At 63.5% G+C, this 14599-nt stretch carries 16 protein-coding genes; 7 read left to right on the top strand and 9 right to left on the bottom strand.

Annotated elements, in window-relative coordinates; genetic code table 11:
• Nucleotides 1-109: 109 nt before the first annotated feature.
• Together panC and panD are read left to right on the top strand one after the other, a co-directional pair.
• Nucleotides 110-943: a pantoate--beta-alanine ligase gene (panC, locus tag PQQ86_RS03925; RefSeq protein WP_408265030.1), complete on the top strand. Its 834-nt coding sequence runs from the start codon at nt 110-112 to the stop codon at nt 941-943.
• 50 nt (nt 944-993) lie between these two features.
• On the top strand, nt 994-1380 hold the full coding sequence (panD, locus tag PQQ86_RS03920; RefSeq protein WP_408265029.1) for an aspartate 1-decarboxylase: 387 nt from the start codon (nt 994-996) through the stop codon (nt 1378-1380).
• A gap of 74 nt (nt 1381-1454) precedes the next feature.
• Here panD and PQQ86_RS03915 read toward each other — a convergent pair whose 3' ends face one another.
• Nucleotides 1455-2093 carry a ParA family protein gene (locus PQQ86_RS03915; RefSeq protein WP_408265028.1) on the bottom strand — a complete coding sequence of 213 codons (639 nt, stop codon included), beginning with the start codon at nt 2091-2093 and terminating at the stop codon, nt 1455-1457.
• A gap of 210 nt (nt 2094-2303) precedes the next feature.
• Here PQQ86_RS03915 and PQQ86_RS03910 point away from each other — a divergent pair, with 210 nt between their 5' ends.
• Nucleotides 2304-2723, top strand: coding sequence for a PaaI family thioesterase (locus PQQ86_RS03910; protein ID WP_408265027.1), 420 nt, complete (start codon nt 2304-2306; stop codon nt 2721-2723).
• Between the two features lie 171 nt (nt 2724-2894).
• Here the strand turns inward: PQQ86_RS03910 and PQQ86_RS03905 are convergent, their stop codons facing one another.
• Nucleotides 2895-3311: a DoxX family protein gene (locus PQQ86_RS03905; protein WP_408265026.1), complete on the bottom strand. Its 417-nt coding sequence runs from the start codon at nt 3309-3311 to the stop codon at nt 2895-2897.
• Between the two features lie 143 nt (nt 3312-3454).
• A complete protein-coding gene (locus PQQ86_RS03900) occupies nt 3455-4924 on the bottom strand; it encodes a cobyric acid synthase (protein ID WP_408270059.1) in 1470 nt (489 codons plus the stop codon).
• A 167-nt stretch (nt 4925-5091) separates the two neighbouring features.
• Between PQQ86_RS03900 and cobU the strand changes: the two genes are divergently transcribed.
• From cobU to PQQ86_RS03880, 4 genes are read left to right on the top strand one after another with little or no spacing between them, the layout of a single operon-like run.
• Nucleotides 5092-5646: a bifunctional adenosylcobinamide kinase/adenosylcobinamide-phosphate guanylyltransferase gene (cobU, locus tag PQQ86_RS03895; RefSeq protein WP_408265025.1), complete on the top strand. Its 555-nt coding sequence runs from the start codon at nt 5092-5094 to the stop codon at nt 5644-5646.
• The gene (cbiB, locus tag PQQ86_RS03890; protein ID WP_408270057.1) at nt 5646-6581 is read left to right on the top strand and encodes an adenosylcobinamide-phosphate synthase CbiB; all 936 of its coding nucleotides are present in this window, start codon (nt 5646-5648) and stop codon (nt 6579-6581) included. Before cobU ends, cbiB begins: the two co-directional genes overlap by 1 nt.
• The gene (gene cobD, locus PQQ86_RS03885) at nt 6574-7611 is read left to right on the top strand and encodes a threonine-phosphate decarboxylase CobD (RefSeq protein WP_408265024.1); all 1038 of its coding nucleotides are present in this window, start codon (nt 6574-6576) and stop codon (nt 7609-7611) included. Before cbiB ends, cobD begins: the two co-directional genes overlap by 8 nt.
• Nucleotides 7608-8519 (top strand): cobalamin-binding protein, encoded by a 912-nt coding sequence (locus PQQ86_RS03880; protein ID WP_408265023.1) that lies wholly within the window; start codon nt 7608-7610, stop codon nt 8517-8519. The genes cobD and PQQ86_RS03880 overlap by 4 nt, the downstream gene beginning before the upstream one ends.
• Before the next feature lie 36 nt (nt 8520-8555).
• On the opposite strand, the gene PQQ86_RS03875 is transcribed toward PQQ86_RS03880, so the two are convergent.
• The 6 genes from PQQ86_RS03875 to PQQ86_RS03850 form a co-directional block, all read right to left on the bottom strand.
• The gene (locus PQQ86_RS03875; protein WP_408265022.1) at nt 8556-9971 is read right to left on the bottom strand and encodes a Fic family protein; all 1416 of its coding nucleotides are present in this window, start codon (nt 9969-9971) and stop codon (nt 8556-8558) included.
• A gap of 206 nt (nt 9972-10177) precedes the next feature.
• Entirely contained in the window at nt 10178-10768 is a 591-nt protein-coding gene (cobC, locus tag PQQ86_RS03870; RefSeq protein WP_408202244.1) for an alpha-ribazole phosphatase, read from the bottom strand.
• Nucleotides 10753-11529: an adenosylcobinamide-GDP ribazoletransferase gene (locus tag PQQ86_RS03865; RefSeq protein WP_408265021.1), complete on the bottom strand. Its 777-nt coding sequence runs from the start codon at nt 11527-11529 to the stop codon at nt 10753-10755. The genes cobC and PQQ86_RS03865 overlap by 16 nt, the downstream gene beginning before the upstream one ends.
• Before the next feature lie 63 nt (nt 11530-11592).
• Nucleotides 11593-12654 carry a nicotinate-nucleotide--dimethylbenzimidazole phosphoribosyltransferase gene (cobT, locus tag PQQ86_RS03860; RefSeq protein ID WP_408265020.1) on the bottom strand — a complete coding sequence of 354 codons (1062 nt, stop codon included), beginning with the start codon at nt 12652-12654 and terminating at the stop codon, nt 11593-11595.
• Between the two features lie 37 nt (nt 12655-12691).
• Complete coding sequence (locus PQQ86_RS03855) at nt 12692-13531, bottom strand: ABC transporter ATP-binding protein (protein ID WP_408265019.1); 840 nt, start codon at nt 13529-13531, stop codon at nt 12692-12694.
• A complete protein-coding gene (locus PQQ86_RS03850) occupies nt 13528-14583 on the bottom strand; it encodes a FecCD family ABC transporter permease (protein WP_408265018.1) in 1056 nt (351 codons plus the stop codon). Before PQQ86_RS03850 ends, PQQ86_RS03855 begins: the two co-directional genes overlap by 4 nt.
• Between the last annotated feature and the right edge of the window lie 16 nt (nt 14584-14599).

The raw sequence follows: 14599 nt of genomic DNA, 5'->3' as shown, positions 1-14599 counted from the left end.
AATCCCGCGCTCCGAACCTGTCATTACCAGTGAGGCAGCGGGCCACGCGAAAACCTGAGTTTTTGCGCCAACCAAGTCTCGCGCCGCGCGAGGAAATCCCTGTCCGATCATGAAAGTCATCAGCTCGATCCATGAATTGCGCGACCAGTTGCGCGGCCAGAATCGCACCGCCTTTGTGCCGACCATGGGCAATCTGCACGAGGGCCATCTTTCGCTGATGCGCCTCGCGCGCCAGCACGGCGATCCGGTGGTGGCGAGCATCTTCGTCAACCGCCTGCAGTTCGGCCCGAACGAAGATTTCGACAAATACCCGCGCACGCTCGAAGCCGACATCGAGAAGCTGCAGAAAGAAGGCGTCTACGTGCTGTTCGCGCCGACGGAACGGGATCTGTACCCGGAACCGCAGGAGTACCGCGTGCATCCGCCGCACGATCTGGGCGACATCCTCGAAGGCGAATTCCGCCCTGGGTTCTTCCAGGGTGTGTGCACGGTGGTGATGAAGCTGATGTCGTGCGTGCAGCCACGCGTCGCGGTGTTCGGCAAGAAAGATTACCAGCAGCTGATGATCGTGCGCAGCATGTGCCACCAGTTCGCGCTACCGACCGATATCATCGCCGCGGAAACCGTGCGTGATAGCGACGGCCTAGCGCTTAGCTCACGCAACCGCTTTCTGCAAACGACCGAACGCGCCGAGGCGCCGGTGCTGGCCGCCGAGCTCAATCGCGTGCGCGATGCGGTGCTCGCCGGTGACCGCGACTTCGCAAAACTCGAACAGGCGGCGATGGCGGCACTGGCCGCGCGCGGCTGGCAGCCTGACTACATCGCGGTGCGCAAGCGCTCGAATCTGCTGGCACCGGGCGCGCAAGACGTGAATGCGGAGTTAGTCGTGCTGGCGGCAGCCAAGCTCGGCACCACCCGCCTCATCGACAACCTCGAAATCTGAAGCCGTCTTAGTTTGCGCAAACGCGCATAAGAAGCCACAAGGGATTGGTCATGCAACGCAACATGCTGAAGTCGAAAATCCATCGCGTCGCGGTCACGCACTGCGAACTGCACTATGAAGGCTCGTGCGCGATCGACGAGGACTTGCTGGAAGCTGCGAACATCGTCGAAAACGAGCGGATCGACATCTGGAACATCAACAATGGCGAGCGTTTCTCGACGTACGCGATCAAGGGCGAACGCGGCAGCGGCATGATTTCGCTGAACGGTTCGGCCGCACGGCGCGCTCAGTTGGGCGATCTGGTGATCATCGCGGCGTTCGCCGTGGTCGACGAAGCGGAACTGAAGGGAGGCTGGAAACCGGATCTGGTGTTCGTCGACGACAACAACAAGATCAAGGGCAGCCGCGATCACGTGCCGACCCAGAACTGGACCTGAGCCGGATCTGAACCGGCCTTTCGCCGCACGGCACGGTTCCATGTAGCGGGCGGTCACGCCGCCTGCTATTCACTTCAAACCTTCTTACCGGCGCCGTTGGTCCATTGGATAATCGGCTGCCATTGCTCCAGATCCTTCTCCACGCGGCTCTTTGCGACGTCCCACAAAGTCAGGCCGTGCGCTGCCAGTTGCACGTAGTTCTGCGTGTCGCGCAGGTAACCCAGCACCGGCAGCTTCAAGCCCTCGACAAAGCGATGCAGTTGCTCCGCTGAGCGCGTGCGCGCGTCGACGCGCATGCCCACCACGCCGATCTCGATCGCGCCTTTCCTGACCGCCTTCTCCTTGGCCAGCCGCTCAAGAAATTCCTGGGTGGCGAGAATATCGAACATTGACGGCTGCAGCGGCACGATCACCTTGTCGGCCAGATCCAGCGCGATATTGAGGCGGTTGCCGTGCAACCCGGCCGGCGTGTCGATGACCGCGTGTTCCAGACCTCGGGGCGGTTTGGCGGGGTTTTCGAGGTCGACCTCCCAGGTCTCAATGGCCGGCAGCGCAGGCGGCCGCAGCGACAACCACGCGTGCGACGATTGCTGTTTGTCCATGTCCGCCAGCGCGATCCATTCCCCTTGCGACGCGAAATAGCCGGCCAGATTAGTGGACAGCGTGCTTTTGCCCACGCCGCCCTTCGGATTCGCCACCATGATTACCGTCATGAATTCTCCCGGAAAGAAGGCTGGGCGCCGCCAGCCGGTTTACCGCGCAGTTTGCTCTGACTTGCGCCGATGTGCCCTGATCCGTGCCGGTTTCAGGTTCACCCGCCGATCCAGCCGTTGATAATATCGACAAATGCACCGGGGCCGAAGCCCCCAAACGGCTATTGACCGCCTTACATCACTGTTTTTTCCATCGAGGACCCGAATCTCATGAGCAAACTTCGCCCGGAATACTCCATCGAGCGCCTGCACGAACGTCAGAAGGGCAAGCTGCCCGGCTTGCTGGGCGTGCATGTTCTGGCGCTGGAGGAAGGCACTCTGACCGCGGAATTGACCGTGCGCGAGGAGTTGCTGGCGCCGAACGGTTTTTTGCATGCCGCCACAGTGATCGGCCTCGCCGATACCGCCTGCGGCTATGCATGCCTCGCCCACCTGCCCAAGACGGCGGGCAATTTCACGACCATCGAGCTGAAAAGCAATTTTCTCGGCACGGCGACAGAAGGCACGATCCGCGCGGTTGCCAAGGCCGTCCATCTGGGCCGCAGCACGCAGGTGTGGGACGCCACCGTCACCGATCCGAACGGCAAGACGATGGCGCTGTTTCGCTGCACGCAGATCGTGTTGTATTGATTGATTGGCGCGGGGCGCGGCGCAGGGTCCGAAATGCCCGGAAAGCCCGGAAAGCCCGAAGTATTACTCCTCGCTCAGTGCAACAAAAAAAGCACGCGGCCTCACGGCGCGTGCTTTTTTGTTGCCGGCAAGGCGGAGTGCCGGTGCGGTTTAGTACCTGGGTGAAACGTATCAGGCGGCCACTGCGCGCGGCGCCTTCGCACCGCTCAGCGCCAGCGCACCGGCGCCAAGCAGCGACTGCACAGCCAGCGTCACCGCCCAGAAAGCCGGATATTCCCAGCCGCCATGCGGCGACGCGAACCCCCAGCCGTTCTGCAGATGCTGCGACGTTGCGCCAAGCATGAACGGCAGCAGCACCAGCGCGACCCAGCGGACCTGCACGCCGAGCAGCAGCGCAATACCGCCGATCAATTCGACGAACGCCGTCACATAGCCGAGCCAACCCGGCAAGCCGAGCGAAACGAAAAACTGCGCCGTTCCCGGCAGCGTGAAAACAAAGATCTTCTGCAAGCTGTGCGCGAGATACAGAACGCCCAGGGCCAGACGAAGGATCAAGGCGGCCAGATCGGCGGAGCGGTTCGAGTTCATGACGAATCCTTTACGAGAGGGAGACGACCCGCATCGGGCGTCGACGTCAAGACTGTATTCGAACCAATTGAGGTGAAAAACTGCCTCTTAGGCTTTGATTATTTCCCAATGGGATTTAATCGCCCTCATCCAGCCAACTTCGCTCAGCCAATCGCAGCAAAAAGCTTCGAAAGATCGAGGTGCTCGGCGAGCGCGTCGGCCAGACGATCCAGCGAAGCCTCACGCAACGCCGGGTAGTCGATTTTCTCGGTGTCGCTCAGTCCCGCCCACGCCAGCAGCGCGGCGCACGCAGCCGGCGTGTCGAACAGCCCGTGCACGTAGGTAGCGAGGATTTGGCCATCGGCCGAGATCGCACCGTCGGGATGCGCGTTTGACGTTTCGCCCAATTGCAGCGCGGGCGAGTTGAGCGCCGGGCCCTGCGTCTCGCCCATGTGAATCTCGTAGCCGGCCACCTCGGGCGCCCCCGGCAACGCGAGCCGCCCTGTCACGTTCTTGAGCGTTTTTTCGCGCGTCAGCACCGTCGAGTAATCGAGCCAGCCGAGGCCCGCGCTCGTTCCTGGCGCGCCTTCTACACCGTGCGGGTCGGCCACTTCATGGCCGAGCATCTGCATGCCGCCGCAAATTCCGATAACACGGCCGCCGTAGCGTAGATGCCGTTGCAACACCGTGTCCCAGCCTTGCGCGCGCAAAAAGGCCAGATCGCCCGGCACGTTTTTCGAGCCCGGCAGAATAATCAGATCGGCCGGCGGAGGTGGCGTGCCGCTTCGTACGTAATGAAAATCGACCTGCGGATGCGCGCGCAGCGCGTCGAAATCAGTGTGATTGCTGATGTGCGGCAGCACTGGCACGACTACCCGCAACATCTGGTTCGGATCGTCGCTTTGGCCGCTGTGCGCCGCACGCAGTTCGGGCGGCAGCATGTCTTCGGCGTCGAGCGTCAGACCGTGCAGATACGGCACCACACCGAGCACCGGTTTGCCGGTCTTCGCTTCGAGCCAGTCGAGTCCAGGCTTGAGCAAACTGACATCACCGCGAAAGCGATTGATGATGAAGCCGCACACACGCGCCTGCTCGCTGTCCGACAGACACGCGAGCGTACCGGTCAGATGCGCGAACACCCCGCCCCGGTCGATGTCGGCCACCAGCACGACCGGACAATCAACGGCTTCAGCGAAACCCATGTTGGCGATATCACGGTCGCGCAGATTGATCTCGGCGGGACTGCCCGCGCCCTCGACAAAAATCGTGTCGTACGCTGCTTGCAGACGCGCATACGATTCCAGCACCGCCTCGAAAGCGATCGGCTTGTAGTCGTGATACGCGCGTGCGTCGAGATTCATGCGCGCCTTGCCGTGGATGATCACTTGCGCGCCACGGTCACTCGTCGGCTTGAGCAATACCGGGTTCAGATCGGTGTGAGCGGCAATGCCAGCGGCCAACGCCTGCAAGGCCTGCGCGCGGCCGATCTCGCCGCCGTCGACCGTCACCGCGCTATTGAGCGCCATGTTCTGCGGCTTGAACGGCGCAACCCGCACCCCGGCGCGGCGCGCCAGCCGGCACAAACCCGCGACGAGCGTGCTTTTGCCGGCATCGGACGTAGTGCCCTGAATCATCAGCGTGCCGCGCGGCACAGATACGGCGTCATGCGGGTTCGAAATAGCGGTCACGGAATATCGGCTTGGGCGGTGAATAGACAATGAATGCGGACAATGAATGCGGGCGATGAACGCGGCATTATCCCATCGTGCCGGCACGCGCTGCACGCCGGTACAATCACGCGATGATTTCCCGCGACCTCACCTTCGTTCTCGGCGGCGCCCGTTCGGGCAAGAGCGTGCACGCCGAACAACTGGCGAACGACAGCGCCCTCCCCGTCACGTACATCGCCACCGCGCGCGTAGCCGACGACGCCGAATTCAGCGCGCGTATCGCGCATCATCGCGAGCGGCGTCCGGCGCATTGGGCGTTGCACGAAGCAGACGTGGATCTCGCCGGCGCCGTCACGCAAATCGACGCGCCCGGTCACTGCATTCTGATCGACTGCCTCACGCTGTGGCTCGCCAACCTGCTGTGCCCACCTGACGGCGACGGCTTACCGGTCGATCACTATCACACGCACTTTGCCGCTTTCGAAGCAGCGCTCATCAACGCCAGAGGCAAGATCATCGTGGTCAGCAATGAAATCGGTTTGGGCGTGGTGCCGCTCGGCGCGGAAACGCGTCTCTATGTCGACGAACTCGGGCGGCTCAATCAGCGCATCGCCGCGTTGAGCACCCAGGTCACGATGATGGTTGCGGGCTTGCCGCTCGTCTTGAAGACAGCGGGCGGCGCATGATGCTGTCGCTGCCTTTGATCGTTACGCTGGCAACGGCGGGCGTCGCCGTCGACCGTTGGCTCGGTGAGCCGCGCACGGCGCATCCGCTGGTCGGCTTCGGCAAATGGGCGATGCGCCTCGAAACGCGCTACAACACCGGCCGGCGCTTACGTCTCAAGGGGCTGCTCGCCTGGTCGCTGGCGGTGATGCCGCCGGTGCTGGTCGCCTGGTGGCTGGTCTCCGTGCTGCCTTTTTTTGCGGCCTGCGCGGTGCATGTCGTGTTGCTGTGGTTCGCCCTCGGCGCACGCAGCCTGCACGATCACATTGCACCGATCGCCGAGGCACTGGCGCGGCGCGATCTGGCGCAAGCGCGCCTCTTGACCTCGCGCATCGTGTCGCGCGAAACCGCTCATGCCGACGAAGCGGCGCTGTCGCGCGCGGCCGTCGAATCAGCTCTGGAAAATGGCAACGACGCGATCTTCGGCGCGCTGTTCTGGTTCGCGATCGCGGGCGGCCCGGGCGCGCTGGGGTTTCGTCTGGCCAACACGCTCGATGCCATGTGGGGCTACCGCACGCCGCGCTATTTGCGCTTCGGCTGGGCCGCCGCGCGCATCGACGATGTGCTCAACTGGATTCCCGCGCGCCTCACCGCAGCGAGCTACGCCCTGCTTGGCGACACGCGCACCGCGCTACGTTGCTGGCGCGAACAGGCGCCGCGTTGGGACAGTCCGAATGCCGGGCCGGTCATGGCGTCAGGCGCGGGCAGTCTGAACGTGCTGATCGGCGGGCCCGCGGTTTATCAAGGCGCGCTTGAACACAGGCCGACGCTCGGTTTCGGACACCCCGCGAAGGCCAGTCACGTTACGGCGGCGTTGATGCTGGTCGAACGGACAGTCATTCTCTGGCTGGCGGTACTGATCGTGCTGGCCTTGCTGAGTGTGCCCTTTCATGGTTGATGGAACGGTTGGCCACAGGGCCGATACCGGCACCGCGCTCGACGCCGTGGTTCACGGCGGCAATTTGCATGAAGCGGCTGAGCGCTATGGCATTCCGTACGCGCAATGGCTCGACCTGTCGACGGGTATCAATCCGCACGGCTATCCCGTGCCGCCGGTTCCCGCCGATGCCTGGCGCCGCCTGCCCGACGACGGTGACGGTTTTGCCGCCTGTGCCGCGCGTTACTATGCCGCGCCCGATGCCGCGCACGTGCTGCCCGTAGCGGGGAGCCAGGCAGCGATTCGCGCGCTGCCATCGCTTCTGCCACGTGCCCGGGTCGGCATCGCGCCCCTCACGTACAGCGAATATGCGCCAGCGTTCGAGCGTGCTGGGCATGAGGTCCTGCCACTGGATGTGTCCTGGGACACGTTGCCCGACGCGCTCATCCATGTGGTCATCGTGAATCCTAACAATCCGACCGCTGAGCGTTTGAGCGCAGGCAAGCTGCTGCACTGGCATGCGCAACTCGCCGCACGCGGCGGCACGCTGCTGATCGACGAGGCCTTCGCCGATGCGATGCCTGCGGCGTCGCTCGCGGCAAGCACCCATCGCGATGGGTTGATCGTGTTGCGTTCGCCGGGGAAATTCTTCGGGCTCGCCGGCGTGCGCGCGGGCTTCGTACTCGGCGCGCCAGTTTTGCTCGATGCATTGCATCGTTCGCTCGGGGCATGGACGGTTAGCGGCCCGGCTCGTCATGCCGTCAAAGCCGCGTTTGAAGACCTGGCGTGGCAGCAGCAGATGCGTACGCTGCTAGAAGCCGAGAGCGCCCGCCTGGTAGGTCTCTTGCAGGCACACGGTCTCGCCACGCACAGCACCCCCCTCTTTGCGTGGACCGACAGTGCTCGCGCTGCAGCTCTACATGAAGCGTTAGCACAACGCGGCGTGTGGACACGGCTCTTCACAGCAACGGGAAGTGTACGTTTCGGGCTGCCTGCCAGCGACACGGAATGGGCACGCTTTGAAGAGAGTCTGCGCGAGGCTGTTCGATGATTCGACTCTCGCGCTTTTTCATCGCCGCGGCACTTGGAGTGAGCACGCTGCACGCGCACGCCGCGATCACCGTCACCGACGACACCGGCGCAACCGTCACGCTGCCCGCTCCCGCGCAGCGCGTCATCAGTCTCGCGCCGCACGTCACCGAACTGCTGTACGCCGCGGGCGGTGGCGCGAAACTGGTCGGTGCGGTGTCCTACAGCGATTACCCGCTTGAAGCGAAGCAACTGCCGCGTGTCGGCGACAACAAGGCGCTCGACCTCGAACGGATCGTCGCGCTGAAGCCCGATCTGATCGTCGTGTGGCGGCATGGCAATGCGCAGCGCCAACTCGATCGCCTTCGTGAGATGCATGTGCCGCTGTTCTTCAGTGAGCCGCATCATCTCGACGATGTTGCGATGTCGCTGACGAAGCTCGGGCAATTGCTCGGCACCTCGCCGACCGCCGATGCCGCAGCAACAGCATACCGTCAGGACATCGCACGATTGCGCACGCAGTATGCGAGCCGCCCGACTGTCAGCGTGTTCTATCAGGTGTGGGATCAACCGTTGATGACGCTCAACGGCGAACATATGGTCAGCGACGTGATTACGCTATGCGGCGGCCGTAATGTGTTTGCGAAACTCGAGCCGCTGGTGCCGACCGTCTCGACTGAAGCGGTGCTCGCAGCGAATCCGGAAGCGATTGTCACTGCCGCACCCGGCGCGACCAAACCGGACAGCGCCTTGCCTCAACTCGATACTTGGCGCGCCTGGCCGAGCCTCAAAGCGGTGGCGAACAACAATCTGTTCGCCATCGACGGCGATCTGATCAACCGGCCCGCGCCGCGTATCGAGCAAGGGGCGAAGCAAATGTGCGAAGACCTGGAACTCGCGCGCTCGCGGCGGAAGAACGGCGCGCAGTGATGCCGCTGCGAAAGTCGTGAAGCAGGCCGTGCCGCGTCAGCGCGAGACGGCGTCCGCCCGCTTGAACGGCCAGCGTTCGAACTCGGAAAGCCGCAGCCGGTAGCGCGCGACATTGCCCAGGTAGAGTTGATCGAGATCGGACTGGATCGCATCGACGAATGAAGATACCTCCGCCGCATCCACCTGATTCTGCGCGAGCGTTTCAATCTCGCCGCGCGTGCCGGCGAGGCCACCGCGAATCACCTCCTGCACCACCTGTATCAACGCATTGCGATACTTGAGGCGGAACGCGTCCGGCTCGCCGATCGATTGTCGAATCGCCAGATAACGCTGACACGAGCGCTCGTACGCCCAGATGAAGACGTCGCGCAACAACTCGACGCGATTGGTCTCGTACACCCCGAGCGTACCGTCGACGTAAGCCTTTTCGGGAACGTCGATGAACGACAGCGGACACAAATTCTGCCGGATCAGCGGGATATTCGCGGTCAGCCGCGAGACCCGTTTGTTGACGTCTTCGAATGGCTGCAGATAGGGCAAGTGCACCATGCTGAAGAAAGCCTGTTCGAAGGGATCGTCGATCTGGGCGGCCTTGTTCAACACCGCCTCGAAGCATTCCGCGATTTGCTGCGGCACCGCGAGCGGAAAAAATACGGTGCCGCTGATCTCCACTTCACGCACGCGCAAACGGCCGCTGGCGAACGGGTCGGACATCAGGTTGTCGGAGAGAATCGCGTGAAGGTTCAGTACCGTGAATCGATTAAAGCCCACTTCGTTCGCGCTCTCGACGATCATTTCGATCGCGGCCTTGTGGTTCAGGATCATCTGCGTTTCCTGAGCGTCCTTGCCTTCCGCAATGTGCCCTTGCTCGATCAGCCGTACGGTGTCGAGCCGTGTGTAGGTATTGCCCTCGAGCCGCGACGACGCCCACGACAAATCGATCAGAAGCCGGCTCATGATGTCGCGTGCGTATGTGCCGGCCGGCCGCACATCGGCCGACGTGCGGCCCCATTCATGCAGGCGTTCACGCTGCGCTTGCGATAGATACGCGTCCTGATTCGGACGATAGCGTTCGAGAAACGCACGGTTATAGCCGACCGGCCGACGCTCGTGCAGCGGCCTGTTCACTTCCGAGCGCACCTCGAGGCCCGCACTCGATACGGGCACGTAGGCCTCGCCGGAAGTGCTTGCGCCAGCGATAACCTGGGTGGGAAAAACAGCCGCGCCTGGAGCCGCGGCCTGCTTGTAGGACACTGCCCGGCCGGCACCTTCCGAAACGATCCGGCCCGCTTCGAGCAACACGTCGAGACGACGTTGCAGCGTGCGGCGCTGCATGGGATGACGGCGCCCGGCAAGTGCCGCGGCAAGCGCACGAACGCTCCGCCCCTCGGCGCTTGCCGCGATGAGCTGCTCGATCAGATCCAGTTCCTGCTTGATGCCACTGCTGTTCATGCGCGCCACCTCTTGCCAATGTGTCGCGATAAATCCTAATCGCGACACTTTTCCATGGAATTGTGGCACAAATCGCCCTAATCGCGACACTTTTTGCAATTCAAAGTGTCACGATTTCTGTTTTCACGACAAATTTCCTAGAAAAGTGTCACGAATAGGACTGGACTAACGCAATTCGGGGGACTGCAGGGTCCAAGCCCCTTCCCTCACACATTCCATCTCACCAACGACCACTGCTGCGTCTCGTCATCCCTGCGCAGCCAGACAATCCCCGCCATCTCCAACGACCAGCGCAGACAGCTTTCCACCGGCACCTCCAACACCAGCGAAGCGATCACCCGCATGACGCCGGCATGCGTGACTACGTATGCGGGCGACAACTCGCGCGTCTGCGCAAACGCGTCGAACCACGCCCGCACCCGCGTGACGAATTGCGCGACGCTCTCGCCGCCATGCGCCCGCGCATGCTCGAAGTTAGCCGCCCAGGCGTCGAGCAGGTCGCGATCGATCGCGTCCCAACGCTGCTCCTCCCAATCGCCGAAATTCATTTCCTTCAGACGATCGTCGTGACTGAGCGCGCAACCGAAATCGTTCGCCATGACCGCGGCCAATGTCGCGCAACGCGTCAACGGACTCGACATCAGCACACGCGGTGGCGGTATCTGCAAGGTCGCCAGTTTCAGCGCAAGGGCACTCGCCGATGTCTCGACGTCTTCGGCGAGCGCCACGTCGCTGTGGCCGTAGCACACCCCTGAATCGAGCGCGACGGCAGGATGACGGATCAGGACGATATCCATGCGAGCCCCACGAGGTAGATGCTCAGTTCAAAGATCTGTTGCGCGAAGCCGAGGCAGTCGCCGGTGTAACCACCAATGCGTCTGATGAAATAGCGGCCCAATGCAAAGCGCAGTGCTACCAGTACGGCAAGCATCACGCAGGCGAAGCGCCAATTCGGCGAATCCAGCAAGTTCGGCCAGAGCAACAACGGCAGACCGAACACCGCTGCGCAGAACATCGCGGGGCCGCTCAGGCGCTGCGCAACCGGTTTGGCTTTGCCTTCGGCGCGCACGTAGTCGAGTGTGGCCAGATAGCTGATGGCAAACATGCGGCTCGCGGCATGCGCTGCAATCATCAGACTTGCGGCGCGCATCGGCGGCAACGTGGTGAGCGTTTGCCACTTCAGTGCCAGCGCAATCACGAGCGCGATGGCGCCGAAGGCGCCGATGCGCGAATCATGCATGATGCGCAATGCGTCCTCGCGCGTATAGGCGCCACCGAACGCATCGACGCAATCGGCAAGTCCGTCCTCGTGAAATGCGCCGGTGACGAGAAGCGACACCGCCATCGACAGGAGCACCGCCACGCCCGCTGGAAAGACATGCAACGCCGCGAGATAAACCAGCGCGCTCAATCCACCGACCAATAGACCGACGAGCGGGAAATAACGCGCCGCCGCATTCAGATAGTGCGGCTCATGGCCGACCCAGCGCGGCACAGGCACGCGCGTGAAATAGCCGAGTGCCGTGAAGAAATAACGGAGTTCAGCGAGCGGATTCATGAGTAAGCCGGACGCACGCTTCTGTATGACTGCACGTCGCACAACCGCGCTTTGTATAACGGATCACGCATCGCGATTTGCGACACCGGCCGATTCGAAGCTGGCCATTTCGTTCACGAACGCTACCGCCGCGCGCAGCAGCGGCACCGCGAGTACCGCGCCGGTGCCTTCGCCGAGACGCATATCGAGCGAAAGCAAGGGCAGCGCGCCGAAATGATCGAGCATGCGCCGATGCCCCGCCTCATTCGACGCATGCGCGAACACACAATACTCACGGACGTTCGGCGCCAACGCATCGGCCACCAACAACGCCGAGGTCGCGATGAAACCGTCGACGAGGATCGTCATGCGCGCTTGCGCGGCAGCGAGATATGCACCCACCATCATGGCGATTTCGAAGCCGCCGAAGATGGCGAGCACGTTGAGCGGATCGGTAGAAGCAGCGTGATGCGCGACCGCAGAGGCGAGTACGTTGCGCTTTTTTGCAAGCCCCGCGTTGTCGAGACCGGTCCCGCGGCCGACGCATTCGTCGATCGGAACGCCGCACAAGCGGCTCATCAGACACGCGGCCGACGACGTATTCGCAATGCCCATTTCGCCGAAACCGATCACATTGGTGCCGAGCGCCGCGTGATGCCGCACGCGAGCCGCACCCGCCTGCATCGCGGCCAGCGCCTGTTCGTGCGTCATGGCGGGTTCGTGCGCGAAGTTGCGCGTGCCGGCCGCAACCGGAATGTTGATGAGACCGTCTGTTGACGGCAGCGGCGTCGCAATGCCTGAGTTGACCACTTCGAGCTCGACGCCGGAGACGCGGCTCAAGGCATTAATCGCCGCGCCGCCCGTGAGAAAGTTAGCGACCATTTGCGCGGTCACCGCTTGCGGGTACGGACTCACGCCTTCCTGCGCAATACCGTGGTCACCGGCGAACACGATCATCGCCGGACGTTCGACCGTGGGGTGCCTCGTACGCTGGATCAGCCCCATCTGGCGCGCGAGCGTTTCCAGCCGCCCAAGACTGCCGGGCGGCTTGGTCTTGGTATCGATGATGTGCTGGAGTTCGGCACGCAGCGTTTGATCGAGCGGTTCGACTTCGGTCAATCCCGGCAAACCTGGCAAAGAAGTCATAGACGTTTCTAAAAAAGAGAGTGTTTTTATAAAGCGCTTAGCCTGCCGGCGTGTCATGCGCCGCAGCCGATTCGTGACGCGAGCGCGGCGCGGGAATCAGCGCCTCATGCTCGCCGTCGCGAATCAGAATCAACGGATAGCCGAACGCACGGCTCGTCAGCGTGGGCGTCAGCACGTCGTGCACCGGTCCAGCATACGCGCCGCCGTTGCCGTCTAGCAGCAGCGCATGCGTCGCGAAGCGGCGCGCGAGGTTCAGGTCGTGGCACGAAAACATCACTGTACGCCGAGGTTCGTGCGTCCAGGCGGTCAGCGCTTCGAGACAGTCGATCTGGTGGTGCAGATCCAGATGCGAGAGCGGTTCGTCGAGCAGCAACAACGGTGCTTCCTGGCACAACACCGCCGCGAGAGCAACGCGTTGACGTTCGCCGCCCGAAAGCGACAGCACGTCGCGCGCAGCGAATGCGGCGAGGCCCAAAACGTCCAGCGCGGCATGCGCGGCCGCGCGATCGGCCTCGCCGTCCCAACCCCAGCCGGTCAAATGCGGAAAGCGGTTCAGCATCACGATGTCGAGCACACTTGCGCTGAAGGCGTCCGCAGCGCTTTGCGGCATCAGCGCGCGACGCTGCGCAAGCGGCAATGGCTGCCAGTCGGCGAGACGCACCCCGTCGAGTTCGACATGACCCGCCGACGGCTGCGCCAGACCGGCGAGCGTGGATAGCAAGGTCGTCTTGCCCGCGCCGTTGGGACCCGCGACGCACCAGATCTCGCCTGCGTAGAACGTATGCGTGAACGCGTCGAGCAAGGTGCGCATGCCCGCACGCAAAGTCAGGCGTTGCGCGCTAAGCGCCGAATGCGGGGCGGTGTGTGCGTTCATCATCGGCGCCTGCGCAACAGCATCCACAGAAACACGGGCACGCCGACGATCGACGTGATCACGCCGACCGGCAATTGCGCCGGTGCGATCACAGTACGTGCAATCAGGTCCGCGCCCATCACCGCGACACCGCCACCGAGCGCCGCTGCCGGCAGCAGCATGCGCTGATCGTTGCCGAACGCGAGCCGCAGCATGTGCGGCACGACGAGCCCGACAAAACCGATCGTGCCCGCCGTGGTCACCGCCGCGGCGGCCGCCAGCGACGCCACCAGATACACGCGCAAGCGCAGCGGCATCACCGCAACACCGAGCGCCTGCGCGGCGGCGTCGCCCCGCAGCAGCACATTCAGGCGCGGCGCAACGGGCACAATCGCCACCAGCACGACGACGAGCGCGGCGAGCGCCGTCCATGGCATCGTGCCGCCGTTCAGATCGCCGGTCAGCCAGAACAGCATGCCGCGCAGCCGATTGTCCGGCGCAAGGTTGAGCAACAGAGTAATGAGGGCGCCCCAGCCGGCTGCGATCACCGCGCCGGTCAGCAGCAAACGCGGCGACGTATCCTGCGGCTCGCCCCGCCACAACTCGCGGCGTGCGAGGCCGAGTACCAGCAAGATCGACACGAAGGCGCCGGCAAACGCGCTGGCGTCGACGATCCACCACGCACAACCGGCGATCATCGCCACCAGCGCGAACGTCGCCGCGCCGCCCGACACGCCTAATATGTAGGGTTCGGCCAGCGGATTGCGCAATAGCACTTGCAGCAGCGCACCGGCCAGCGCAAGCAACGCGCCGCACGCGAAGCCGGCCAGCGCGCGCGGCAATCGCAGCGTGCGCACGATCTCACCGGCAAGATCGCCGGACTCCGCGTGCGACGCGTGCGACGGCAGCAACGCCGCCAACACGCGCGCTGGCGCGAGCGACACGCTGCCCAGCGCGAGCGACGCCATCAGCACGACCAGCGCGATCGCCGCGAGCGCGAGCCAGATCGCGGCCGCGCGCTTCGCGCTCATCACGCGCAACATGGTTGTGGGCATCGGGCTCGAACCACGGTTCATCGGCGCGTTCTCATGC

The sequence above is a fragment of the Paraburkholderia sediminicola genome, assembly GCF_046026675.1.
In the GTDB taxonomy this organism is placed as follows: Bacteria; Pseudomonadota; Gammaproteobacteria; order Burkholderiales; family Burkholderiaceae; genus Paraburkholderia; species Paraburkholderia sediminicola_F.
Note: the sequence above shows the minus strand (reverse complement) of the source record. Positions and strands in the feature narration are given on the sequence as shown.

Bases quoted from the DNA above. Each gene is read 5' to 3' on its own strand.
- PQQ86_RS03880 (WP_408265023.1), top strand. From the start codon at position 7,608: ATGATTCGACTCTCGCGCTTTTTCATCGCCGCGGCACTTGGAGTGAGC.
- cobT (WP_408265020.1), bottom strand. From the start codon at position 12,654: ATGACTTCTTTGCCAGGTTTGCCGGGATTGACCGAAGTCGAACCGCTC.
- cobC (WP_408202244.1), bottom strand. From the start codon at position 10,768: ATGGATATCGTCCTGATCCGTCATCCTGCCGTCGCGCTCGATTCAGGG.
- cobU (WP_408265025.1), top strand. From the start codon at position 5,092: ATGATTTCCCGCGACCTCACCTTCGTTCTCGGCGGCGCCCGTTCGGGC.
- PQQ86_RS03865 (WP_408265021.1), bottom strand. From the start codon at position 11,529: ATGAATCCGCTCGCTGAACTCCGTTATTTCTTCACGGCACTCGGCTAT.
- PQQ86_RS03875 (WP_408265022.1), bottom strand. From the start codon at position 9,971: ATGAACAGCAGTGGCATCAAGCAGGAACTGGATCTGATCGAGCAGCTC.
- panC (WP_408265030.1), top strand. From the start codon at position 110: ATGAAAGTCATCAGCTCGATCCATGAATTGCGCGACCAGTTGCGCGGC.
- cbiB (WP_408270057.1), top strand. From the start codon at position 5,646: ATGCTGTCGCTGCCTTTGATCGTTACGCTGGCAACGGCGGGCGTCGCC.
- PQQ86_RS03855 (WP_408265019.1), bottom strand. From the start codon at position 13,531: ATGATGAACGCACACACCGCCCCGCATTCGGCGCTTAGCGCGCAACGC.
- PQQ86_RS03850 (WP_408265018.1), bottom strand. From the start codon at position 14,583: ATGAACCGTGGTTCGAGCCCGATGCCCACAACCATGTTGCGCGTGATG.
- PQQ86_RS03910 (WP_408265027.1), top strand. From the start codon at position 2,304: ATGAGCAAACTTCGCCCGGAATACTCCATCGAGCGCCTGCACGAACGT.
- PQQ86_RS03905 (WP_408265026.1), bottom strand. From the start codon at position 3,311: ATGAACTCGAACCGCTCCGCCGATCTGGCCGCCTTGATCCTTCGTCTG.
- PQQ86_RS03915 (WP_408265028.1), bottom strand. From the start codon at position 2,093: ATGACGGTAATCATGGTGGCGAATCCGAAGGGCGGCGTGGGCAAAAGC.
- cobD (WP_408265024.1), top strand. From the start codon at position 6,574: ATGGTTGATGGAACGGTTGGCCACAGGGCCGATACCGGCACCGCGCTC.
- PQQ86_RS03900 (WP_408270059.1), bottom strand. From the start codon at position 4,924: ATGATTCAGGGCACTACGTCCGATGCCGGCAAAAGCACGCTCGTCGCG.
- panD (WP_408265029.1), top strand. From the start codon at position 994: ATGCAACGCAACATGCTGAAGTCGAAAATCCATCGCGTCGCGGTCACG.